This window comes from Embleya sp. NPDC005971, from assembly GCF_040629175.1.
Lineage (GTDB): Bacteria > Actinomycetota > Actinomycetes > Streptomycetales > Streptomycetaceae > Embleya.
On the sequence record NZ_JBEXUX010000069.1, the window covers coordinates 16984 to 37467 of the forward strand.

At 71.7% G+C, this 20484-nt stretch carries 17 protein-coding genes; 9 read left to right on the forward strand and 8 right to left on the reverse strand.

Annotated elements, in window-relative coordinates:
• Positions 1 to 151: 151 nt before the first annotated feature.
• Positions 152 to 1303 (forward strand): tryptophan--tRNA ligase, encoded by a 1152-nt coding sequence (trpS, locus tag ABZ374_RS39380; protein ID WP_360321219.1) that lies wholly within the window; start codon positions 152 to 154, stop codon positions 1301 to 1303.
• 69 nt (positions 1304 to 1372) lie between these two features.
• Here trpS and ABZ374_RS39385 read toward each other — a convergent pair whose 3' ends face one another.
• Positions 1373 to 3001 (reverse strand): MFS transporter, encoded by a 1629-nt coding sequence (locus ABZ374_RS39385; RefSeq protein ID WP_360321222.1) that lies wholly within the window; start codon positions 2999 to 3001, stop codon positions 1373 to 1375.
• A 195-nt stretch (positions 3002 to 3196) separates the two neighbouring features.
• Between ABZ374_RS39385 and ABZ374_RS39390 the strand changes: the two genes are divergently transcribed.
• Both ABZ374_RS39390 and ABZ374_RS39395 read left to right on the forward strand, forming a co-directional pair.
• Entirely contained in the window at positions 3197 to 3934 is a 738-nt protein-coding gene (locus ABZ374_RS39390) for a TetR/AcrR family transcriptional regulator (RefSeq protein WP_360321225.1), read from the forward strand.
• Between the two features lie 383 nt (positions 3935 to 4317).
• On the forward strand, positions 4318 to 6447 hold the full coding sequence (locus tag ABZ374_RS39395; protein ID WP_360321228.1) for an MMPL family transporter: 2130 nt from the start codon (positions 4318 to 4320) through the stop codon (positions 6445 to 6447).
• A 251-nt stretch (positions 6448 to 6698) separates the two neighbouring features.
• Here the strand turns inward: ABZ374_RS39395 and ABZ374_RS39400 are convergent, their stop codons facing one another.
• From ABZ374_RS39400 to ABZ374_RS39415, 4 genes are all read right to left on the reverse strand, one after another.
• Complete coding sequence (locus tag ABZ374_RS39400) at positions 6699 to 8339, reverse strand: ABC transporter substrate-binding protein (protein WP_360321231.1); 1641 nt, start codon at positions 8337 to 8339, stop codon at positions 6699 to 6701.
• Positions 8340 to 8569: 230 nt separating this feature from the next.
• Positions 8570 to 10126 (reverse strand): alkaline phosphatase D family protein, encoded by a 1557-nt coding sequence (locus tag ABZ374_RS39405; RefSeq protein ID WP_360321234.1) that lies wholly within the window; start codon positions 10124 to 10126, stop codon positions 8570 to 8572.
• A 57-nt stretch (positions 10127 to 10183) separates the two neighbouring features.
• Positions 10184 to 10408: a hypothetical protein gene (locus tag ABZ374_RS39410; protein ID WP_360321237.1), complete on the reverse strand. Its 225-nt coding sequence runs from the start codon at positions 10406 to 10408 to the stop codon at positions 10184 to 10186.
• A 225-nt stretch (positions 10409 to 10633) separates the two neighbouring features.
• A complete protein-coding gene (locus tag ABZ374_RS39415) occupies positions 10634 to 11569 on the reverse strand; it encodes an NADP-dependent oxidoreductase (protein WP_360321240.1) in 936 nt (311 codons plus the stop codon).
• A 125-nt stretch (positions 11570 to 11694) separates the two neighbouring features.
• On the opposite strand from ABZ374_RS39415, the gene ABZ374_RS39420 reads away from it, so the two are divergent.
• Entirely contained in the window at positions 11695 to 12678 is a 984-nt protein-coding gene (locus tag ABZ374_RS39420; RefSeq protein WP_360321243.1) for a helix-turn-helix domain-containing protein, read from the forward strand.
• Positions 12679 to 12782: 104 nt separating this feature from the next.
• Positions 12783 to 13577, forward strand: a complete 795-nt coding sequence (locus tag ABZ374_RS39425) for an SGNH/GDSL hydrolase family protein (RefSeq protein ID WP_360321246.1) — start codon at positions 12783 to 12785, stop codon at positions 13575 to 13577.
• A gap of 45 nt (positions 13578 to 13622) precedes the next feature.
• Here the strand turns inward: ABZ374_RS39425 and ABZ374_RS39430 are convergent, their stop codons facing one another.
• Positions 13623 to 14606, reverse strand: a complete 984-nt coding sequence (locus tag ABZ374_RS39430) for a DUF5937 family protein (RefSeq protein ID WP_360321249.1) — start codon at positions 14604 to 14606, stop codon at positions 13623 to 13625.
• Positions 14607 to 14695: 89 nt separating this feature from the next.
• Here ABZ374_RS39430 and ABZ374_RS39435 point away from each other — a divergent pair, with 89 nt between their 5' ends.
• The 4 genes from ABZ374_RS39435 to ABZ374_RS39450 all read left to right on the forward strand — a co-directional run bounded on the left by ABZ374_RS39435 (position 14696) and on the right by ABZ374_RS39450 (position 18673).
• Entirely contained in the window at positions 14696 to 16039 is a 1344-nt protein-coding gene (locus ABZ374_RS39435) for an MFS transporter (protein ID WP_360321252.1), read from the forward strand.
• A gap of 294 nt (positions 16040 to 16333) precedes the next feature.
• Positions 16334 to 16696 carry a YciI family protein gene (locus ABZ374_RS39440; RefSeq protein WP_360321255.1) on the forward strand — a complete coding sequence of 121 codons (363 nt, stop codon included), beginning with the start codon at positions 16334 to 16336 and terminating at the stop codon, positions 16694 to 16696.
• Positions 16693 to 17943, forward strand: coding sequence for a DUF6596 domain-containing protein (locus ABZ374_RS39445; RefSeq protein WP_360321258.1), 1251 nt, complete (start codon positions 16693 to 16695; stop codon positions 17941 to 17943). Before ABZ374_RS39440 ends, ABZ374_RS39445 begins: the two co-directional genes overlap by 4 nt.
• 163 nt (positions 17944 to 18106) lie before the next feature.
• Positions 18107 to 18673 (forward strand): dihydrofolate reductase family protein, encoded by a 567-nt coding sequence (locus tag ABZ374_RS39450; RefSeq protein ID WP_360321261.1) that lies wholly within the window; start codon positions 18107 to 18109, stop codon positions 18671 to 18673.
• A gap of 26 nt (positions 18674 to 18699) precedes the next feature.
• Here ABZ374_RS39450 and ABZ374_RS39455 read toward each other — a convergent pair whose 3' ends face one another.
• Both ABZ374_RS39455 and ABZ374_RS39460 read right to left on the reverse strand, forming a co-directional pair.
• A complete protein-coding gene (locus tag ABZ374_RS39455; protein ID WP_360321264.1) occupies positions 18700 to 19212 on the reverse strand; it encodes a VOC family protein in 513 nt (170 codons plus the stop codon).
• Positions 19213 to 19351: 139 nt separating this feature from the next.
• Entirely contained in the window at positions 19352 to 20419 is a 1068-nt protein-coding gene (locus tag ABZ374_RS39460; RefSeq protein ID WP_360321267.1) for a hypothetical protein, read from the reverse strand.
• Positions 20420 to 20484 lie beyond the last annotated feature (65 nt).

The following is a 20484-nucleotide window of genomic DNA, read 5'->3' on the forward strand; positions in this document are numbered from 1 at the left end:
AGTCGGTCGCAGTTGGTGGCGCTCCACTTAGGAGCGACCACCATTCGTGCATGACCAGGGTCGTTCGGACGGACGGCCCTTTTTTGATGCCCTGATCCGGGGACGGCGCCGTCGGGACGGCGACCCACCCCATCGATCGGGAGAAGACATCATGACCATCACGCCGAACATCGAGGGCGACGCGACCGCCCGAACCACGACCACGAGCGCGCCGACCACCACGATCGACCCGGGCGAGGCGGCGGGTGTGATCGAGACCACCGCCGCGCAGGCCCGGAGCGCGCTGCTCGAAGAGCGCATTCGCCGTGCGCCCGAGCGTTTTCGGGTGCTCACCGGCGACCGCCCGACCGGGCGCCTGCACCTGGGCCACTACTTCGGCACCCTGGACAACCGGGTGCGCCTGCAGAACCTCGGCGTCGAGGGATACCTGATCATCGCCGACTATCAGGTACTCACCGACCGCGACGTCGCGGACCACCTGGTCGAGCACGTCGAGGGCCTGCTCCTGGACTACCTGGCCGTCGGGATCGACCCGGACCGGACCACGATCTTCACGCACAGCGCGGTCCCGGCCCTCAACCAACTGTTGTTGCCGTTCCTCAGCCTGGTCTCGGTCGCCGAGTTGGGCCGCAATCCGACGGTCAAGGACGAGATCGCGCACTCGCGACAGGCCGCCGTCAGCGGGCTGATGTTCACCTATCCCGCGCACCAGGCGGCCGACATCCTGTTCTGCAAGGGCAACGTGGTCCCGGTCGGCCAGGATCAGTTGCCGCATCTGGAGCTCACCCGCACCATCGCCCGCCGATTCAACGACCGTTACCCGACCGGCGGACATCCCGTCTTCCCCGAGCCCGAGGCGCTGTTGTCGGCCGCGCCGCTGCTGCTCGGCACGGACGGCACCAAGATGAGCAAGAGCCGGGGCAACTCGATCGCGCTCGCGGCCACGGCGGACGAGACGGCAAAGCTGATCCGGGGCGCCAGGACCGACGCCGACCGGCACATCACCTATGACCCCGAGACCCGCCCGGAGGTCTCCGGCCTGGTCCTGCTCGCCGCGCTGTGCCAGGACCGGGACCCGCACCTGGTCGCGCGGGAGATCGGTACGGCGGGCGCCGCCGCGCTCAAACGCACCGTCACCGAGGCGGTCAACGAGTTCCTGGCCCCGATCCGGGCGCGCCGGGCCGAGTACGCGCGCGACCTCGGCCAGGTCCGGCGCGTCCTGCACGCGGGCAACGAGCGGGCGAACGCGGTGGCCGACGCGACCCTGCGCGAGGTGCGCGGCGCGATGGCGAGCCTGTATTGACACTCGCCACGCCGGGAACGGGCGCCCCGAGCAAGCCCGTTCCCGGCATCGGCCGGCGCCCCCACCCGCTCAGGCCGCGACCTTCGCCGGCGAGCCCACCGCGTCGCCCACCACGATCTCGGGTCGATCCCGCATCAGACACGCCACCAGCACCGCCGATCCGAGCAACATCGCCGAGCCGGTCCACAGCGCGAGATGCAGGCCGTCCATGAACGCCGTCGTCGCGGCCTCGCGCACCGGGGCGGGCGCTGCGCCCAGATGCCCGATGCCGCCACCACCGCCCGACGTACTGGCATCGACGATGCGACGAGCGTCGTCCGCAGGGACCCGTTCGTCGGCCAACAGCTCGGTCAACCGGCTCGACAGGCGCCCGGTGAGCACCGCGCCGAGTGCGGCGATGCCGACCACGCCGCCCAGTTCGCGCGCGGTGTTGGTGACCGCCGAGGCCATCCCGGCGCGGGCCGGTTCGACCCGGGACATCACCGCGACCGAGATCGGTGTGAAGCACAACCCCATGCCCGCGCCGAGGAACGGCAGGACCCAGAAGAATTCGAGGTAGGACGCGTCCTTGCCGTAGAAGGAGAGTCCGCCCAGCGCGACCCCGCACAGGGTCAGCCCGGTCACCAGCGGTACACGCGGCCCGATCCGGCCCGCCAACTGCCCGGAGATCGGCGCCGCGATTATGATCGCCAAGGTCGAGGGCAACGACGCGAAGCCCGCCCGGGTCGGCGTGTACCCGAGCACGTCCTGCATGTACAGACCGAGGAAGAACAACGCGCCGAACATCCCGAAGCTCACCGCGAAGCCGCCCCAGATGGCGGCGCCGATCACCCGGTCGCGCAGGAAGCCGAGGTCGAGCATCGGTTGGGCGACCCGCAGTTCGACACCCACGAAGGCGATCAGCGCGACCGCGGCCAGTGCGGCGGCGCCGAGCACCCGGGTCGAGGTCCAGCCCTGGGCCGGGCCCTCGATCAGCGCGAACACCAGCGCCCCGACGGCCGGTACCCCCAGCAGCAGTCCGGGCAGGTCGAATCGGCCGCGGCGCTCCGCGAATTCGGGGAGCACCCAGGAGCCGACCAGGATCCCGGCGACACCGACCGGCACGTTGATCCAGAACACGCTCGCCCAGCCGAACGCGTCCACCAGCGGACCGCCGATCGCCGGACCCAGCGCGAGCCCGGCGCCGGAGACGCCCGACCAGATGCCGATCGCGCGGGCCCGCTCCCGCTCGTCGGTGAACACGTGTCGGATGATCGACATGCTGCCGGGCAACAACAGCGCGCCGCCCACGCCCTGGATCGCGCGTCCGGCGATCAGCGCCGGGAGCGAACCGGCCAGGGCGCAGGCGATGGAACCCGCGGTGAACACGCCGAGGCCGATCAGGAAGACCCGGCGCCGGCCGTAGCGGTCGCCCAGGGTGCCGCCGGTGAGCAGCAACGCGGCGAAGACCAGGCTGTAGCCCTCCATCACCCATTGCAGTCCGCTGACCCCCGCGTCCAGGTCGCGGTCGATGCTGGGCAGCGCGTTGGACACCACGACGTTGTCGAGCATGGCCACGAACAGCGCGATGCACAGGGTGGCCAGGATCAGGCCCTTGCGCGGCGCGCCGGCCTGCGCCGGGGCGGCCGTCGGTGCGCCGCCCGGGGTGCTCGGCGGGGGTTCGGGTCCCGGTATCGGACCGGGGGAATCGGGTGCCATAACCTCTCCCTAACAGTGTTAGTGACTGTCTAACGGTGTTAGATTGCACTCCGGTGGGCATCGGCGCAAGGGGATTGATTCGCATCCCCGGGCACAACCGCCTCAATGAGGAAGACGAATGACCTGAATGCGTTGGAGGATTGACCGCACGGGCTCGGCGGCGACGCTCGCCGGAGTGGACGACGAGGAGTGGGCATGACGGGCAAGGGCCGGGCGCCGGCGGACGGTGCACGACGGCGGCCGGCGGTGACCCTCGACGCGTTGGTCCGGGCGGGGTTGGTCGTGCTGGAGCGCGACGGCCTGGACGCCCTGTCGATGCGCTCGGTGGCGGCCGAACTCGGCGTCCGGGCCCCGTCGTTGTACTGGCACGTGCGGGACAAGGAGGAACTGCTCGACCTGCTCGCCGACGGGCTGCTCGGCCTCGGCGTGCCCGCGCTGCCGCCCATCCGCGGCGACTGGCGGATCGAACTGCGCGAATTGGCCTGGGCGTTCCGTGCGTTCCTGAATCGGCGGCGGGATTCGGTGCGGGTGCTGATGGGCCGCTTCCCGGCCGGTCCCGGGATGGCCGCGGTGATGGAGCATCAGCTCGCCATGCTGGATCGGGCCGGGTTCAGCCGGCAGGACGCGGCGTACATCACCTACGGGCTCAGCACGCTGGTGACCGGGTTCGTGTACGGCGAGCAGCGGCCGATCTCGGCGGCGGTGGTCGCCGGGGTGCCCGTCCGCGAGGCGGTGACCGCGATCGGCGACACGATCGCGGCCTTCCCGGCGGACACCTACCCGCATCTGGTGGCGACCGCGCGCGAACTCACCACACCGCACATCAACGAGCGGTTCGAGTTCGTCCTCGAACGATTCCTGGACGGCCTGGCCGTGCTGCCCCGGAACCCGAAACACGACCAGGGAGGGACGGGCACGGCCGAGCACGCCTGACCGACGGGTCGGTCGGCGGTGATCGGCGGCGCGGAAGGCTCCCCGAAACCGGCCCGCGTCGTCGTGTGATTGCCGATCACCCCTATCGATTCGGTGAGTTCACCGGGTATTAACCCGCCTTGCACGCAACTGGGCGTTAATCGGTGGACGGTGGGACCGTCCATCCAGGACAATCCGCCATCGGACCGCCGGCAAGCGATGAGTTTCGGGGCGCCGCGCAGTCCGAACTCCTGTATGAAACACAGCAACTTCGACACCGACCGGTTGGCCCCGGGCGGGGTCGCGGACGGTTCCGAACGCCCGGTCGCGGGGTCTGGCGCGGAACCGACCCATCGTCGATCGACCGCTGCTTCCTTGGAATCAGCCCATTAGCTGGGGGAAACATGAACCGGATCAAGGCGCTCGCGGCGTTGCCGTGCGGCCGTCGATCCAAGTGGGTCGTGCTGGCCTTGTGGCTGGTGTTGCTCGTGGTGGCAATGCCGCTCTCGGCCAAGCTGACCGACGCTCAGAACAACGAGGTCTCGTCGTGGCTTCCCGCCGAGGCCGAGTCCACCAAGGTGATCAACGAACAGAAGGACTTCCGCCCGGACACGACGGTGCCCGCCGTCGTGGTCTACGAGCGGACCGCCGGCCTGTCGCCGGACGACACCAAGGCGATAGCCGACGACCGGGCCAGGTTCGCCACCGCCAAGGGCGTGACGAACAAGGTCGAGGAACCGAGGTTCGAACCCAACAACAAGGCCGCCCAGGTCCTGGTTCCGATCACCATCAAGGACGGTGGCTGGAACGACCTCGGTGACGCGGTCGACGAGATCAAGAAGAGCCTGAAGGACAATCCGGACGGGCTCAAGGCGTACGTCACCGGCCCGGCCGGTCTCGGCTCCGACCAGGCCGCCGCGTTCGAGGGCATCGACGGCACGCTGTTGTACGCGACCCTCGGCGTGGTCGTGTTGATCCTGCTGTTCACCTACCGCAGCCCGGTGTTGTGGCTGCTCCCGGTGATCTCGGCGGTCGCGGCGCTGTTCACCGCGCAAGCCGTGGTGTACCTGTTCACCAAGGCCGGTCTGGTCGTCAACGGCCAGAGCGCGGCGATCCTGACCGTGTTGATCTTCGGCGCGGGCACCGACTACGCGTTGTTGCTGATCGCGCGATACCGCGAGGAACTGCACCGGTACGAGGATCGGCACGAGGCGATGGCGGCGGCGCTGTTCCGCGCCGGACCGGCGATCGTGGCCAGTGCCGCGACGGTCGGCGTGGGCATGTTGTGCCTGATGGCCGCGGAGATGCAGTCCACCAAGGGCCTGGGCCCGGTCTGCGCGCTCGGCGTGCTGGTCGGCCTGGTCGCGATGACCACGCTGCTGCCCGCGCTGCTGGTGATCGTCGGCCGCTGGGTGTTCTGGCCGATCCGCCCGGCCTACGAGCCGGACGCGATCACGCACGACGAGAACGGCCTGTGGGCCAAGGTCGGCCGGCAGATCTCCCGCGGTCCGCGCCTGGTGTGGATCGTCACCGCGGTCATTCTCGGCGTGATGACCATCGGCCTGAGCAACCTCAACGGTGACGGCATCGCCAACAAGGACTCGTTCACCAACAAGCCGCAGTCGATCACCGGCCAGGAGATCTCCGAGCGCTACTTCCCGGCGGGCTCCGGCGACCCGATCGTGGTGATCGGCCGGGAGTCGGCCGCGACCGCGCTGATGCAGACGCTCCAGGCGACCCGAGGGATCGCTCCCGACGGCGTCCGGCAGACCGGCGCGGCGAACGGCCGGGTGCAGATCGAGGGCGTGATGAGCGCGTCGCCCGACTCGGCGGCGGCCAAGGACACCGTCAAGCGGGTCCGCACCGCGATGCACGCGGTTCCGGACGGCGCGGCCAAGGTCGGCGGTGGCACCGCGACCCAGATGGACGTGGCCAAGGCGTCCGAGCACGACGACAAGGTGATCATCCCGCTCATCCTGCTCGTGGTGCTGATCGTGCTCGGGCTGCTGCTGCGCGCGGTGATCGCCCCGCTGGTGCTGATCGCCACCGTGGTGTTGTCCTTCGCCGCGGCGCTGGGCATCAGCGTGTTCACCTTCGAGCACCTGCTCGGCTTCAAGGGCACCGACGTGGGCTTCCCGCTGTTCGTGTTCGTCTTCCTGGTGGCCCTGGGCATCGACTACAACGTGTTCCTGATGAGTCGGGTGCACGAGGAGTCGAAGAAGCACGGCACTCGGCGCGGCGTGCTGATCGGCCTGTCCGCGACCGGTGGCGTGATCACCTCGGCCGGCCTGGTGCTGGCCGCCACGTTCGCGGTGCTCGGCACGCTGCCGATCGTCTCGTTCGCCGAGATGGGCTTCACCGTCGCCCTGGGCGTGCTGCTGGACACCTTCATCGTGCGCTCGGTCCTGGTCACCGCGTTGGGCCTGGACATCGGCCGCAAGATCTGGTGGCCCAGCAAGCTCGCCCAACGTCCGGACGAGGAAACCCCGAAGCCCGACGCCGACGGCGACCGCGAGGGCGTCCTGATCGGCTGAACCGGCACCACGGCGCCGATCCGCTGATCGGAGCCTGCTGAACGAGGGTGGTGGACGAACACACGTCCACCACCCTCTTCGCGTTCGGGCGTCGGCCCGAGACCGCCCGACGGTGTTCCGCGAGCAGGGCGGCGCCGATGCGTCGGCGGGGCGGAAGCGGCGCGGACTGCACGCGGGTCTCCGGCGACCAGGACGGTGGAGACTCAAGTGCGATCCCCGATCCCCGGGCGTGGCCCGGGGATCGGTACCGGTCAGCCCTTGAGGCCGATGCGGTCCATCAGGACCATGCCGTCGTTGGTCAGGACCATGCCGACCACCGCCGAGCGGTGGAAGGCGGTCACCACCGAGGACTGGTAGGTCCACAGGGGGGCGTCCTGCTTGAGTTGGGCGGCGACCGCCGTGTACGCGGCCTTGCGTTGGGCCGGATCGTTGGTGGTGCGGGCCTTGTCCAGGTTCTGGTCGACCGTGGGGTTGGCGTACAGGAGGTAGTTGTTCGGGCTGGTGCTGTAGAGGTTCACGTACAGGCCGGGTTCGGCGTCCGAAAGGTAGTAACTGAACATCGCCGCCTGGTAGTTCTTGTTGATCACGATGTCCGTCTGGTACGCGGCGATCGGCATCGGGGCGAGCTTGACGGTGACGTTCTTCAGGCCCTGGAGCGAGGTCATGATGTATTCGGCGGTCCGCTGCGCGTTCGCGTTCTGCGGGATCGAATAGGTGAAGTCCAGCGGCTTGCCCTCGGCCGCCAACTCGTTCAGCAGCCGCTGCGCCTCCGCACGGTCGGTGGACTGAACGGTCTCGGTACCGGGCTCCACCAGCGGGCTGTCCGGCGGGAAGATGCTCTTGGTGGGCGTGCCGTTGCCGCTGAAGGAGATCTTGTTCACCTCGTTCGCGTCGAGCGCGAGCTGCACGGCGCGGCGGGCGCGGACGTCGTCGAACGGCGCACGCTTGTTGTTGAAGAAGAGCGACTCGCCGCCGATGATCGTGACGACCTTGGTCTCCAGGCCCTTCTGCTTGGCCTTGACCGGGTCCTCCGCGTTGACCGAGACCTTGAGGTCCGCGCTGCCGGAGAACACCGTCTCCAGGGCCTGGGTGCTGTCCTGGATGATCTTGAACACCACGGTGTCCGCGTACGGCTTGGCCGCGCCCTGCCAGTAGGTGGGGTTCTTGACGAAGGTCATGTGGTCGCCGTTGGTCCACTCCTTGAACGTGTACGGGCCGGCGCCGACCGGGTTGCGGGCGAAACCGGTCGGATCCTTCTTGTACGCCGTCGGCGAGACGATGAAGGCCAGGTTCGAGGCGACGATGTGGTCGAAGTTGGCGTTCGGGCCGTTCAGGGTGATCCTGAGCGTGGTCGGGTCGACCACCTCGGTCGCCTTGACCGCCGCGATGGTGCCCGCCTGGTACGACTTGCGCGCCGGTGCGGCGTGTTCGTCCCAGGTGAACTTCACCGCCGCCGCGTCGTAGGGGGTGCCGTCGGAGAACTTGACGTTCGGCTTGAGCTTGAGCGTCCAGGACGCGGCGCCCGGGTCCGGGGTCAGGCTCTCGCCGATCTGCGGCATCACCTTGCCGGTCTTGGCCTCGTGCCAGAACAACGAGTCGTAGACCGTGTTGAGCCGGGTGTTGTCGGTATACGAGTTGCTCAGCGCGCCGAACGGGTCCATCGAGCGCATATCGCTGGCCATCGCCACGGTCAGCGTGCCGCCGGTCTTGGGCGTCACGGTGGAGGTGTCCGCGTCCTTGGCCGCCTTGTCGTCACCGCCACCGCCACACGCGCCGAGCAGCAGGCACGCGGCGACGGCGGGGACGGTGGTACGGAAGGCGCGCCCGGTGATGGGCCTTCGGCCCGGGCGGCCCGGGCGGACGGAGTCCGGTATCTCGCGTGCAGTGTCCATGCCTGTGCCTCGCTTCGATCTGGTGGGCCGACCCCCGAGGGGCAACCGGGGGCGGAGCATAATCGAAGCCGCGAACGATCTTTGTCGCGCTTTTTCCGGTAGTGATGGATGTTTCGTCCGAAGCGGCCGACCCGGCGGACACGTGTGTACAGCGACGCCCGCAGGCCCTCGTCCGGGGACGAGGGCCTGCGGGGCGGGTGCTTCGCGGGTGGTTCGCGCCGGCTTCGGCGTCAGCGCACCGGGCGCAGCGTCTTGCTCCACAACACGGTGGACGCGCCGTCGCGCAGGTTGACCGTCAGGTTGCCCGAGGGGCCGTCGATCTCGACCTCGCCGAAGTGCTGGAAGCCCTCCAGCGGCGAGTAGTTGGCGCGCGGGGGAGCGTGCACGAACTCGGCCTTGGGGCCGAACGTGCCGTCCAGCGCGTTGGGCCCGAACGCGCCCGCGTTCAGCGGGCCCGAGACGAACTCCCAGAACGGGTCGAAGTCCTTGAACGCGGCCCGGGACGGGTCGTAGTGGTGCGCCGCGGTGTAGTGCACGTCGGCGGTCAGGAACACGATGCCGCGCACGCCGCGCCGCTGCGCCGTGCGCAGGATCGTGGCGAACTCCATCTCGCGGCCCAGCGGCTTGCCCGGGTCGCCCTGCGCGACGCCCTCCTGCGCGACGGCGCCGTCCGGCACCACCAGGCCCAGCGGCAGGTCGTTGGCGATCACCTTCCAGGTGGCCCGGCTCTGCGACAGGCCCTCGATCAGCCACTGGCGCTGCCGGTCGCCGAGCATGCCGCGCTTGGGGTCGGCGTAGCGGTTGTCGTCGTTGGGGTCCTTGTAGGTGCGCATGTCCAGGACGAACACGTCCAGGTGCCGGCCGTAGGAGAGCTTGCGGTAAACCCGGTCGTCGCCGATCGGCACCCACTCGCGGAACGCCTGCTTGGCGCGCGCGGCGAGCACGTCGACGCGCTTCTCGGTGTAGCGGGCGTCCTCCAGGATCTGGCCCGGATACCAGTTGTTGCGCACCTCGTGGTCGTCCCACTGGTTGATCTGGGCGACCTCGGCGGCGAACGCGCGGTAGTTGCGGTCGAGCAGGTTGTAGGCGAACTGGCCCCGGTATTCGGTCAGCGACTCGGCGACCTTGGACTTCTCCGGGGTGACCACGTTGTGCCAGATCCGGCCGTCGGGCAGCGGGACGCTCTCCACCAGCGGGCCGTCCGAGTAGACCGTGTCGCCGCTGTTGAGGAAGAAGTCCGGGCGCAGCCGGCGCATCTGCTCGAAGATCGTCATGCCGCCGATGTCCGGGTTGCTGCCCCAGCCCTGGCCGACGGTGTCGCCGGACCACACGAACCGCACGCCGGAACGGCTGCGCTCGCTCGGCGCGGTGAGCAGCGAACCGGTCACCGCCTGGCCGGCCGCACCGCGCTCGCCCTCGACTCGGACCCGGTAGTGGATCCGCCGCCCGGACGGCAGATCGCGCAACCGGACCCGCCCGGTGAGGTCGCCGTCCGGGGTCAGCCACGGGCCCCGCACGCGGTGTGCGTCGCGCAGGTCGGGCCGAGTGCCGTATTCGACGATCAGCCGACCGGGCCGGTCGGCACGCCCCCATACGATCGCCGAGGACGCGGTGGCGTCGCCGCTCTGCACGCCGTGGCTCAGGCTCGGCCGGCCGGAGGCCACGTACGCGGGCGCGTCCGACGTCGTGGCCGAGGCCGAGCCGGCGCCCACCACGGGGGCGATCGCCAGGCCCGCGCCGACGACGGAGCCGGTGCGCAGCAGGGTCCTTCTGTCCACTGAGGTCATGGACAAGTGTGTAGTGGCGCCGGGCGACGTATCGGCGAACGCGGGTTGGCCGGCTCGTCAAGTCTGGTCGGCGGGCCGGGTGTCGGCGGCGGTACCCCGCTCGCGCCACGGAGCCGGCGGAGGCAGCGGGAGCCCGAGCAGCAGCCCCACCGCCGGCATGCCGCCGAGGACCACCACCAGGTCCGCGCGCGGGTGACAGAGCACCGTCCGCCGCTCGGCGGCCTTCGTCGTCCGCGGCGCGGACGTGTGTGCCGAAGCGGGTGCGGATTGCTCTTCGGCCATGGCGGGTGCTCCCTTCCCTGCGGTGGCGGTCGACGTCGTCCGCCTTCGTCCCGATGCCGGGGAGGCACGCTCGACGCCCGCAGCGGCCGAAGGTCGATCCGGCGCAGACTCATGTCGGGAGTTCGCCGCCGAGCGGCGGTCGGTAGGGACGATCGGCGGCCCACCCGCAGCCCACCCGACGGGACCGGCCGGCGGTCGACCGGACCGGCCGACCCGCCGACCGTCCTACTCGACCACGGTCAGCACGATCTTCCCGGAGGTGCGCCCGCTCTCGCCCAGTTCGTGCGCCTTGCCCGCCTGCTCCAGTGGCAGCACCGCGTCGATCACCGGCCGCAGCAACCCCGCCTCGACCAGCGCCGCGATCTCCTTCAGCCCGCCCTGATCCGGCTCGACGATGGTGAACGTCGCCCGCCGCCCCGCCGCCTCCGCCACCGGCCCCAACGCGACCTCGGCCGGCGACGCCAGCGAGACCACCAGCCCGCCCGGCCGCAACGTCCGCAACGAGCGCGGCCCGTACTCGCCGCCGATCGTGTCCAGCACGACGTCCACGTCCTTGACGGCCTCGGCGAAGTCGACGCTCGTGTAGTCGATCGTTTCGTCCGCACCCAGGCCGCGCAACAACTCGTGCTTGGCCGCGCGGGCGGTGCCGATCACGTACGCGCCGCGGGCCTTGGCGACCTGGACCGCGAGATGGCCCACCCCACCCGCGGCGGCGTGGATCAGCACCCGCGCGCCCGGCCGTACGTCGGCCGCGTCCACCAGCGACTGCCACGCGGTGAGCGCGGCCACCGGCAGCGCCGCCGCCTCCACATGCGACAGGCCGGCCGGCTTGCGGGCCAGATGCCGGGCCGGCGATACGACGAACTCGGCGTACGTACCGGCCGGTTGCGGCAGTCGGGGCATGCCGAACACCGCGTCGCCGGGCCGGAAAACGCTCACCCCCAGGCCCACCGACTCGACCACGCCGGACACGTCCCAGCCCAGCGGGACCGGGGTGTCACCGAGCAGGCCGCCGGTGCCGCGGTGCCAGTAGTCGGTCGGGTTCACGCCGGCCGCGTGCACCCGCACCAGCACCTCGGAGGGGCCCGGCGTCGGGCGCTCCACCTCGACCACCTTCAGTACCTCGGGCCCACCCAGCGTGTCCTGTCCGATGGCGCGCATCGTCATCACATTCCCCTGCTCGTGCCGTGGTTCGACCGCCGCGTCCGGCGGCGTGGGCACAACTCTGCCGCCGGCCCGAACAGCCATCGAGTGGCCGGGTGGCCAATGTGTGAAAGGATCCGGCCATGCATCGAGTCGTGGTCCTGGCCCTGGAAAACGTCTATCCCTTCGAACTGGGCATCCCGGTCCGGATCTTCGGCACCGCGACCGGCGCCGACGAGGAACCGCTGTACGAGGTGATCACGTGCAGCCTCGACGGTCGGCCGGTGCGCACCAGCGCCGACTTCGCCATCGCCGTCGAGCACGGCGCCGAGGTGCTGGCGACCGCCGACACCCTGGTACTTCCGCCGTTCACCTGCGGCGTGGACGAGAACGACCGACCCGACTGGCTCCCGGCACCACTCGCCCGGGCCCTGGCCGGACTGCGGCCCGGCACCCGGATCGTGTCCTTCTGCACCGCGTCCTACGTGCTCGCCGCCGCCGGCCTCCTCGACGGCCGGCCGGCGACCACGCACTGGAACGAGGTCGACCAGTTCCGCAAGCGCTTCCCGCACATCGAGCTCGACCCGGACGTGCTGTTCGTCGACGACGGCGACATCCTCACCGCCGCCGGGGTGGCCGCCGGCATCGACCTGTGCATGCACCTGCTGCGCCGCGACCACGGCAGCGAGGTGGCCAACCGGGTCGCCCGGCGCTGCGTGACGCCGCCGTGGCGCGAGGGCGGGCAGGCCCAGTTCATCGAACGCCCGGTGCCGGAGCCGTCCTCGGCCACCACCTCGGCGACCCGGGCGTGGGCGCTCGAACACCTGCACCGCCCGCTGTCGTTGGCCGAGTTGGCCGAGCACGCGCGGATGAGCGTACGCACCTTCACCCGGCGCTTCCGGGACGAGGTGGGCATGACCCCGGGCCAGTGGCTGACCCGGCAACGGGTCGAACACGCCCGCCGGCTCCTGGAGACCACCGACCTGAGCGTGGACCGGATCGCCGACCGGGCGGGCTTCGGCACCGGCGCCTCGCTGCGCCAGCACCTGGTGGCCACCATCGGGGTGCCGCCGATGACCTACCGCCAGACCTTCCGCACCCACGAGCCGGCGCCGATGCGCGGGTGAGACACCGAGCCCGGCGTGCATTCCACGGGTGAGGGCGATCAAGGCGGCCCGGATTCCGGCCGATACCTCCGACAACGTGCCCACGTTCCGGAGGAGATCCACTCGTGCCGTCGCCGTCCCGTGTCGCCGCCATCGCCGTCGCCGCAGCCCTCACGTTCGCCGGAACCGTCGCCCAACCGGCCCCGGCCGCACCCCTGTCGCGATACGCCGCGCTGGGCGACTCGTACAGTTCCGGCGTCGGCGCGGGCGACTACCTCGCGGACGGCGGCGACTGCAAGCGCAGCGCGAACGCGTATCCATCGCTGTGGCAACGCGCGCACGGCGCGGCCGAGTTCGCCTTCGTGGCCTGCTCCGGGGCGACCACGGCCCAGGTGCGGGATCGGCAACTGGCCGCGGTGACCGCCGACACCACCCTGGTGACGATCAGCGCCGGCGGCAACGACGTCGGCTTCGCCGACACGATCACGACGTGTGTGGTCGGCAGCGACCGGGACTGCTCGGCCGCGGTGGCCAAGGCCACGGCGTACGCCCGGGAGAAGTTGCCGGCCGACCTGGACACGACCTACGCGCGGATCCGCAGCCGGGCCCCGCACGCGCGGCTCGTGGTCTTCGGGTATCCGCGCCTGTTCGAAACGGGTAGCTGCCCGCTGGGGCTGAGCCTGGCCAAGCGGCGCGCGCTGGACGACGCGGCCGACGTGCTGGTGGACACCACCAAGGCCCGGGCGGCGGCGGGCGGCGCGGAATTCGCCGACGTCCGGGGCCGGTTCGCCGGGCACGGGGTGTGCGGGGCGGACGAGTGGCTGCACGGCCTGACGCTGCCGGTCGACGAGTCCTACCACCCGACCGCCACGGGCCAGGCCAGGGGCTACCTGCCCAGCCTGACCACAACCACCGACTGAGCCTGCCGCCGGGGCGGGGCGTCCCGGCCGAGAAGCACCGACCGCCTAGCCTCTCCCGTCGGCCAATACCTCGCCGAGCGTGGTGCGCCGGTACTGCACCGACCGGCCCACCCGCAGGCCCGTGATCAGGTCGGCGCGACGCAGCACGGCCAGGTGGTCGCCGACCGTGCCCAGGCCGAGGTTGAGCCGAGCGGCGAGTTGGGTGGTGGTGGCCGGGCCGGCCAGCGCACGCAGGATCATCGCGCGTGTGGCGCCCAGCAGATCGGCGAGCGCCTCGTCGTCCGAGCGGGCCGGGGCGCCCAGCAGTTCGGCCACGCCCCGGGCCGGATACACGATGGCGTACGGCCACGGCGGTTCCACGTAGACGATCATCGAGCCGAACGCGGACGGCACGAACAGCAGCCCGGCGCCGTCGAGCCGCACCGTGTCGGGCTGCTCACGGGAAACCTCGATCACGCCCTCGTCGCGCCACCGCAGCCGAGGCGACAGGTCGCCCAGCGCCGCACCCCAGCCGTACGCCGCCAACCGCCCGGCGGTGCGCACCAGATCGTGCTCCAGCACCGCGCGCAGCGCCGGCCACTCCGGCTCGACCAGGCTCGTCCACGCCGCCTCGATCGCGTCCGCCAGCCGCCCCACCACATCGGGGGAGTCGAACACCGCCCGCGTCGCCGCCGAGGGCGCGCGCAACCCGACCAGGTTGCGCGCCAGCTCGGACCGGGCCCGGTCCAGGGAGGTGGCCCGCAGTACCGCGAGTTCGTCCCCGATCCCGGCCGGCGTGCCCGACGGCGGCGGGTGCAGGAAATCCGCGTTGTAGCCGCCGCGCCGGTACAGCGACGCCATCGCCGCGATCGCCGGCCGCTCCCGACGCAGCCGGTCGTACGCCGGCCGCAGCCGCTCGATCCACGGCCGCAGCGGCCCGGCCTGGTGGCTTCCCGACAACGTCCGCAACACCCACACCACCTCGCCCAGCGGCGAGATGCCGAACCTGCTGCGCGCCATGTCGGCCGGCCCGACCTCGATCCTGAGCATGCCTCGCGCCTCCCGCCGACAGCCTCCCAGGTTTCGGCTGTCGCCGAAAGCATGGCCGGCGCAGCACGCGGTGCGGCACGCTCGCCCGCATGATCGGCGACGACGTCAAAGCGGCGACCTATCGCGAGGTCTTCGCGGTCGGCGCCTTCCGGGTGCTGTTCGGTTCCTTTGTGCTGCTGTTGATCGGCGACACCGTACGGATGCTCGCGCTCGCCGTGCTCGTCTACGAACGCACCGGGTCGCCTGCGCTGTCCGCGCTCGCCTATGTCGCCGGATTCGTCCCGCAGGCGTTCGGCGGGGCACTGTTGCTCTCGCTCACCGACCGGGTGCCGGTGCGCGCCGCGATGGCCGGGTACGACCTGGTCCGGTGCGTGCTCGCGCTGGTGCTCGCCGCCGACGTGCTGCCGGTGTGGGCGGTCCTGCTGCTGCTCGCGAGCGTCGGGCTGGTCAGCCCGATCGCCGGGGCCGCGCGTCAGCGCACGCTGCCCGAACTGCTGCACGGCGACGCCTACGTGCTCGGGCGGTCGGTGTTCGGCATGGCCGCCGGCGCGATGCAGGTGCTCGGCTTCGCGGTCGGCGGTCTGCTGCTCGCACTGGTCGGATCCGGTGGCGCGCTGCTGTTCGCGGCCGGCGTCGCGCTGGCCTCCGCCGCGGTGGTGCGGTTCGGCCTGCCGGCCGCGCCGCGCCCCGAGCGCACCGGGTCGGCCCGGACCGAGGGCACGGTACGCGCGACCTGGCGAGTCAATCGCGAACTGCTCGGCGACCGGACCGTGCGCGGCCTGTTGCTGGCCCAGTGGATACCGGCCAACCTGACCGCCGCCGCCGAGGGCGTGATCGTCCCGTACGCGCCCGACCACGCCGGTGTCCTGTACGGCTCGGCCGCCGGCGGGATGTTGCTGGGCGACCTGCTGGTGGGCCGCTTCGTCCGCCCGGCCCGGCGCGAACGCCTGACACCGTGGCTGGCCCTGCTGCTCGGCGTCCCGCTGGTCTTCTTCGCCGCGGGCCCGCCGCTGTGGGTCACGGCCGGCCTGTTCGTGGTGTCCAGCGCGGGGCTGTCCTACCAACTCGGCCTGCAGCGCCGCTTCCTGGACGCCATCCCGAAGGCCGGCACCGGGCAGGCGATGGGCCTGGCGATGACCGGCACGATGACCCTCCAGGGCGTCGCCATGGCGGGCGCGGGGGCGCTGGCCGGCGTGCTCGCCCCCGGCCACGTGATCGCACTGGTCGGGCTGGCCTCGCTCACCGGCACGCTGGCCATCCATCGGGTGTTGCGCCCGCAGGCGGGTCCACGGTCGGGGGCGGTCGGGGCTGCGCCGACGGTTGCGCCCGCGGCGTCGGTCGCCCCCAAGGTGCCGGTCGAGCACGTCGTGCCGGTCGTGTCCGAGGTGCCGGCCGCGCCGGTGCGCGGGACGGGGCCGACGCAGGCCGGCTGATCGGGGCGGGCCCGACTCGCCCCGCGCGGCCCGGCTCGCACCACGGCGCCGGCGCGTCGGCGGCGGCCGTTGCGGGCAGTCGGGTCGGGTACGGCCGGGTGGGTTCGTCTCCGGTGGATCGGTCCGACATTCTTTCCGCCGGGGATGTCGAGAACCGTCGGTCCGCTCCGACCCGGATACGAGCGGCCCGCCCGGCGAATCGGCGAAACGATCCCGAGCGGCCGATCGGACCACGCCGATCGGTCCGGAACACCCGGCCCGACCGAACCGAACGAGAGCGACCAGGAGTCACCGATGAAGTTCATGCTGCTGATCCACAACCGCCCGGGCTTCGTGGAGGATCTCTCCGACGCCGAGCGCACCGAACTGTTCGGCGAGGTCGACGCGCTGATGGCCGAGCTGACCGCGTCCGGGGAACTGCTCGGCGGCGAGGCCCTGGCCGACCCCACGCAAACCCGCACCGTGCGGGTGCGGGACGGGGTGCCGGCGGTCACCGACGGCCCGTTCGTGGAGGCCAAGGAGCACTTCGCCGGCTATCTGCTGGTCGAGTGCGACAGCACCGAGCGGGCCGTCGAGATCGCCGGGCGCTGGCCGGACGCCCGCTACTGGGCGATGGAGGTCCGCCCGGTGATGACCGAGTCCGGGACGGAGATGTGAGCGCGGACGCGCACGTCGAGGGCCTGCTGCGGGAGCTGACCCCGCAGGTCCTCGGCGTGCTCGTCCGCCGACACGGCCAGTTCGACGCGTGCGAGGACGCGGTCCAGGAGGCGCTGCTCGCCGCCACCGTGCAGTGGCCGGTGGAGGGCGTCCCGGACAGCCCGTGGGGCTGGCTGCTCACCGTGGCCGACCGGCGGCTGATCGACCACTGGCGCAGCGAGCGGGCCCGACGCAACCGCGAGGAGCGGCTCGCCGCGCAGGCCCCGGCCGACGAGTACGTCTCGCCCGCACCCGACGACGACGCGGTCGGCGATCGGGACGACACGCTGACCCTGCTGTTCCTGTGTTGCCACCCGGCGTTGACCGGCGCCTCGCAGGTCGCGTTGACGCTGCGCGCGGTCGGCGGCCTGACCACCGCGCAGATCGCCGGCGCCTTCCTGGTGCCCGAGAGCACCATGGCGCAGCGGATCAGCCGGGCCAAGCAGCGGATCAAGGCCGCCGGCGGTCGCTTCGGCCAGCCGGCCGGGCCGGAGCCGATGGAGCGGTTGGGCGCGGTGTTGCAGGTGCTCTACCTGATCTTCAACGAGGGCTACACCGCCGGCTCGGGCCCGGACCTGCTCCGTACCGACCTGACCGCGGAGGCCATCCGACTCACCCGCGCGGTGCGCCGGTTGCGGCCGGACGACGGCGAGGTGTCCGGGTTGCTCGCGCTGATGTTGCTGACCGATGCCCGCCGGGCCGCGCGCACCGCCGCGGACGGCGAGTTGATCCCGCTGGCCGAGCAGGACCGGAGCCGCTGGAACGCGGAGGCGATCCGGGAGGGCACCGAGCTGGTCACCGACGCGCTCACGTGGGGGCCGCCGGGCCCGTACCAGCTCCAGGCCGCGATCGCCGCGGTGCACGCGGAGGCGGCGCGCGCCGAGGACACGGACTGGCCGCAGATCCTCGCGCTGTACCGGCTGCTCGACCACCTGTCGCCGGGCCCGATGGTCACCCTCAACCGCAGCGTCGCGACGGCGATGGTGCACGGCCCGCGGGCGGGCCTGGAGTTGCTCGACACGCTGGCCGGGGACGACCGGATGACCGGGCACCACCGGGTCTGGGCGGTGCGCGGCCACCTGCTCGAACTGGCCGGCGATCGTGAGCCCGCACGGGCGGCGTACCGCGAAGCGGCCCGCCGGACCACCAGCCTGCCGGAACGCCGCTACCTGGAGATACGCGCGGCGCGGGTGGTCGACGGCGGATGATCTGTGCCGGCGTCCGCCGCCGGGATCCCGGCCGCGAGCGCGCCCTGGTGCGGAAGCCCGTCGAGAACTTCTTCCGAAGAGCCTCCCGGGGATGTCGAGGACCGGCGATCGATTCCGACCTCGTGGTGAGAACACCGAAGACCGGCACGATCGGGAGCCCGAAATGCGCAAGATCCTCTACATGGTCCACCAGTCGCTCGACGGTTGCATCGAGGGCCCCAACGGCGAATTCGACTGGCCGATGATGACCCCGGAGCTGTCCGACTTCGGGCAGACCCTCCACGACGGAGTCGACACGTTCCTGTACGGCCGGGTGGTGTGGGAGATGATGTCCGGCTACTGGCCGGTCGCCGAGAGCATCTCCACCGATCCGCACGACCTGCGGTTCGCGCCGATCTGGCGGGCGGCCCGCAAGGTGGTCGTCTCGACCACGTTGGACCGGGCCGAGTGGGGTGCCGAGGTGATCGGCGGGAATCTCGCCGAGGACATCACCGCGCTCAAGCGGGAGCCCGGCAAGGACATCCTGCTCAGCGGCGGCGCCGGGCTCGCCAACGCGCTGACCGCGCTCGGCCTGATCGACGAATACCTGATCTTCGTGCACCCGGTGATCCTGGGCGGCGGCAAACCGGTCTTCCGGCCCGACGACGCCCGGCACCCGCTGACCCTGGTCGACTCGCGCACGTTCGACGCGCGCACCGTGCTGCTGCACTACGCCCGCGCGGGCGAGTAGCGGTGGTCCCTCGCGCGTCGCGCGGCTCAGCCCGGGAGTTTGCCCGCCGCACGATCGGCGAGCCAGGCGTCGAAGGCGGCCCGCCCCTCGATGGCGTCCTGCTCGATCAACGGGCGGGACTGGTGGGTGATTTCCAGATGCACGCCGTTGGGATCGAAGCAGTACACCGAGTACCAGACGCCGTGATGGTCGATCGGGCCCCGGACCTCGACCCCGTGCCGGCGGATCTGCTCGGCCATCGCGTCGACTTCGGCGACGGAGTCCACGGCGAGCGCGACGTGCCGGGTCCACGATTCGAGACCGTCGGGCACGGGCGTGTACGCCTTGGCCACGTCGAAGAAGGCGATGCACTCGCCGCTCGCGAGCGCGTAGAAGACGTGCAGGAAGGGCGCGGTGACCTCGCCGCCGCTGGTGGTTCGGGACTCCTCGCGAAGCGCGCCCGCGAGTTCCGCGCCGACCGCCTCCGTCCAGAAGCGGTGGGTCGCGGCCAGGTCTCGGGTCTGGTAGGCGAGATGGTTCAGGGCCACCGGTACGGCCATGACGTGCTCCTCTTCGCTCGACGGTGAGCAATTTCAGTGCACCATGCACGATATCGACGAACCGGCCGTTCGCATACCGTCACGCCCCGATCACCGCGAGGCGGTGGCGGGACGCCGGGTGCGACGGCCGGTGCCCGGATCAGCCCGAATGCAGGCCCAGCCCGTAGAACTTCACGTCGAACGCGCCCACCCGTTCGCCCTCGCCGCCGATGATCAGGTCCTCGGGGCCGGGGACGCCGGCGGCACGGGCGGTGGCGACCAGCAGTTCGGCGGTCGCCCGCGCGGCCACCTCGCCCGGGCCGCCGGCGTCGTGCCGGGCGGGCGGCTCGGCGTCCGAGGGCCACCAGGCGCGCGTACCCGGGTGCTCCTCGGCACTGCCCCAGCCCAACGCGTGCGCATCCACGCCCGCCGGCGGGAAGGAGCCGATCACCAGCCGATCCCGGCAGACCAGGTCGAACAACATCGGCGCACCGTTCTCGCCGGGGACGCGCCCGTAGACGTTCAGGGCGAGCCCGACGTCCAGCGCGGTCGTCTCGGCGGGCAGCGAGCCGAGGAAGTCGGCCAGCACGTCGGTCAGTTGCTCCCAGTCCCGGGCGTACCAGCCGCCGGGCAGGCCGAGTCCGCCGTTGGCGGCCACCCGGCGGTGGCCGAAGAAGCCGGTGATCGCGCCCGGTTCGCCGTGGCCCTGACGCCAGAACCAGTTCTCCACGGGCTCGGTGGGCAGCAGCACCAACTCCGGCCCGGCCCGACCCGCGCGCAGTTCCAGCGTGTCCGGGTCGCCACGCCAGCGCCGGTAGGGCGTACCCCAGCGCGCACCGCCGTCGTAGTACGGGCCGAGTCCGCCGTACACCCCCATGATCGACGCCTCGCCGAGCGCGTCCGCGACCTGCTCGGCCGCCTGTCGAAACGCGAGCGCCTGGGCGGCCGGGTCCGGAGCCGGCAGGGCCAGCGGCACGGCCAGTTCGACATAGTCCTCACCCGAGGTGAAGTCCTTCTCGAACCGGCCGACCGGACGCAACCGCGCGCTCCCGGACGGCAGATCGGTGCCGGTCGGCGCGGCGTCGGCGGCCCCCGACCAGGTCCAGCCCAGCGCCGCGACGAGCGCCTGCACCCCCTGCCGCGACCAACCACCCGTCGGCGCGTCGAGCAACCGCCGAGCGAGCCGGGCCACCTCGCCCTCGTGGTACCGCACTGCGTCTTCCGTCATGCGCCGATCATTTCCCACGTCGGTGACATCCGCTCCGGCGGGTCCGTGGGCGGGCCCGACGTGCC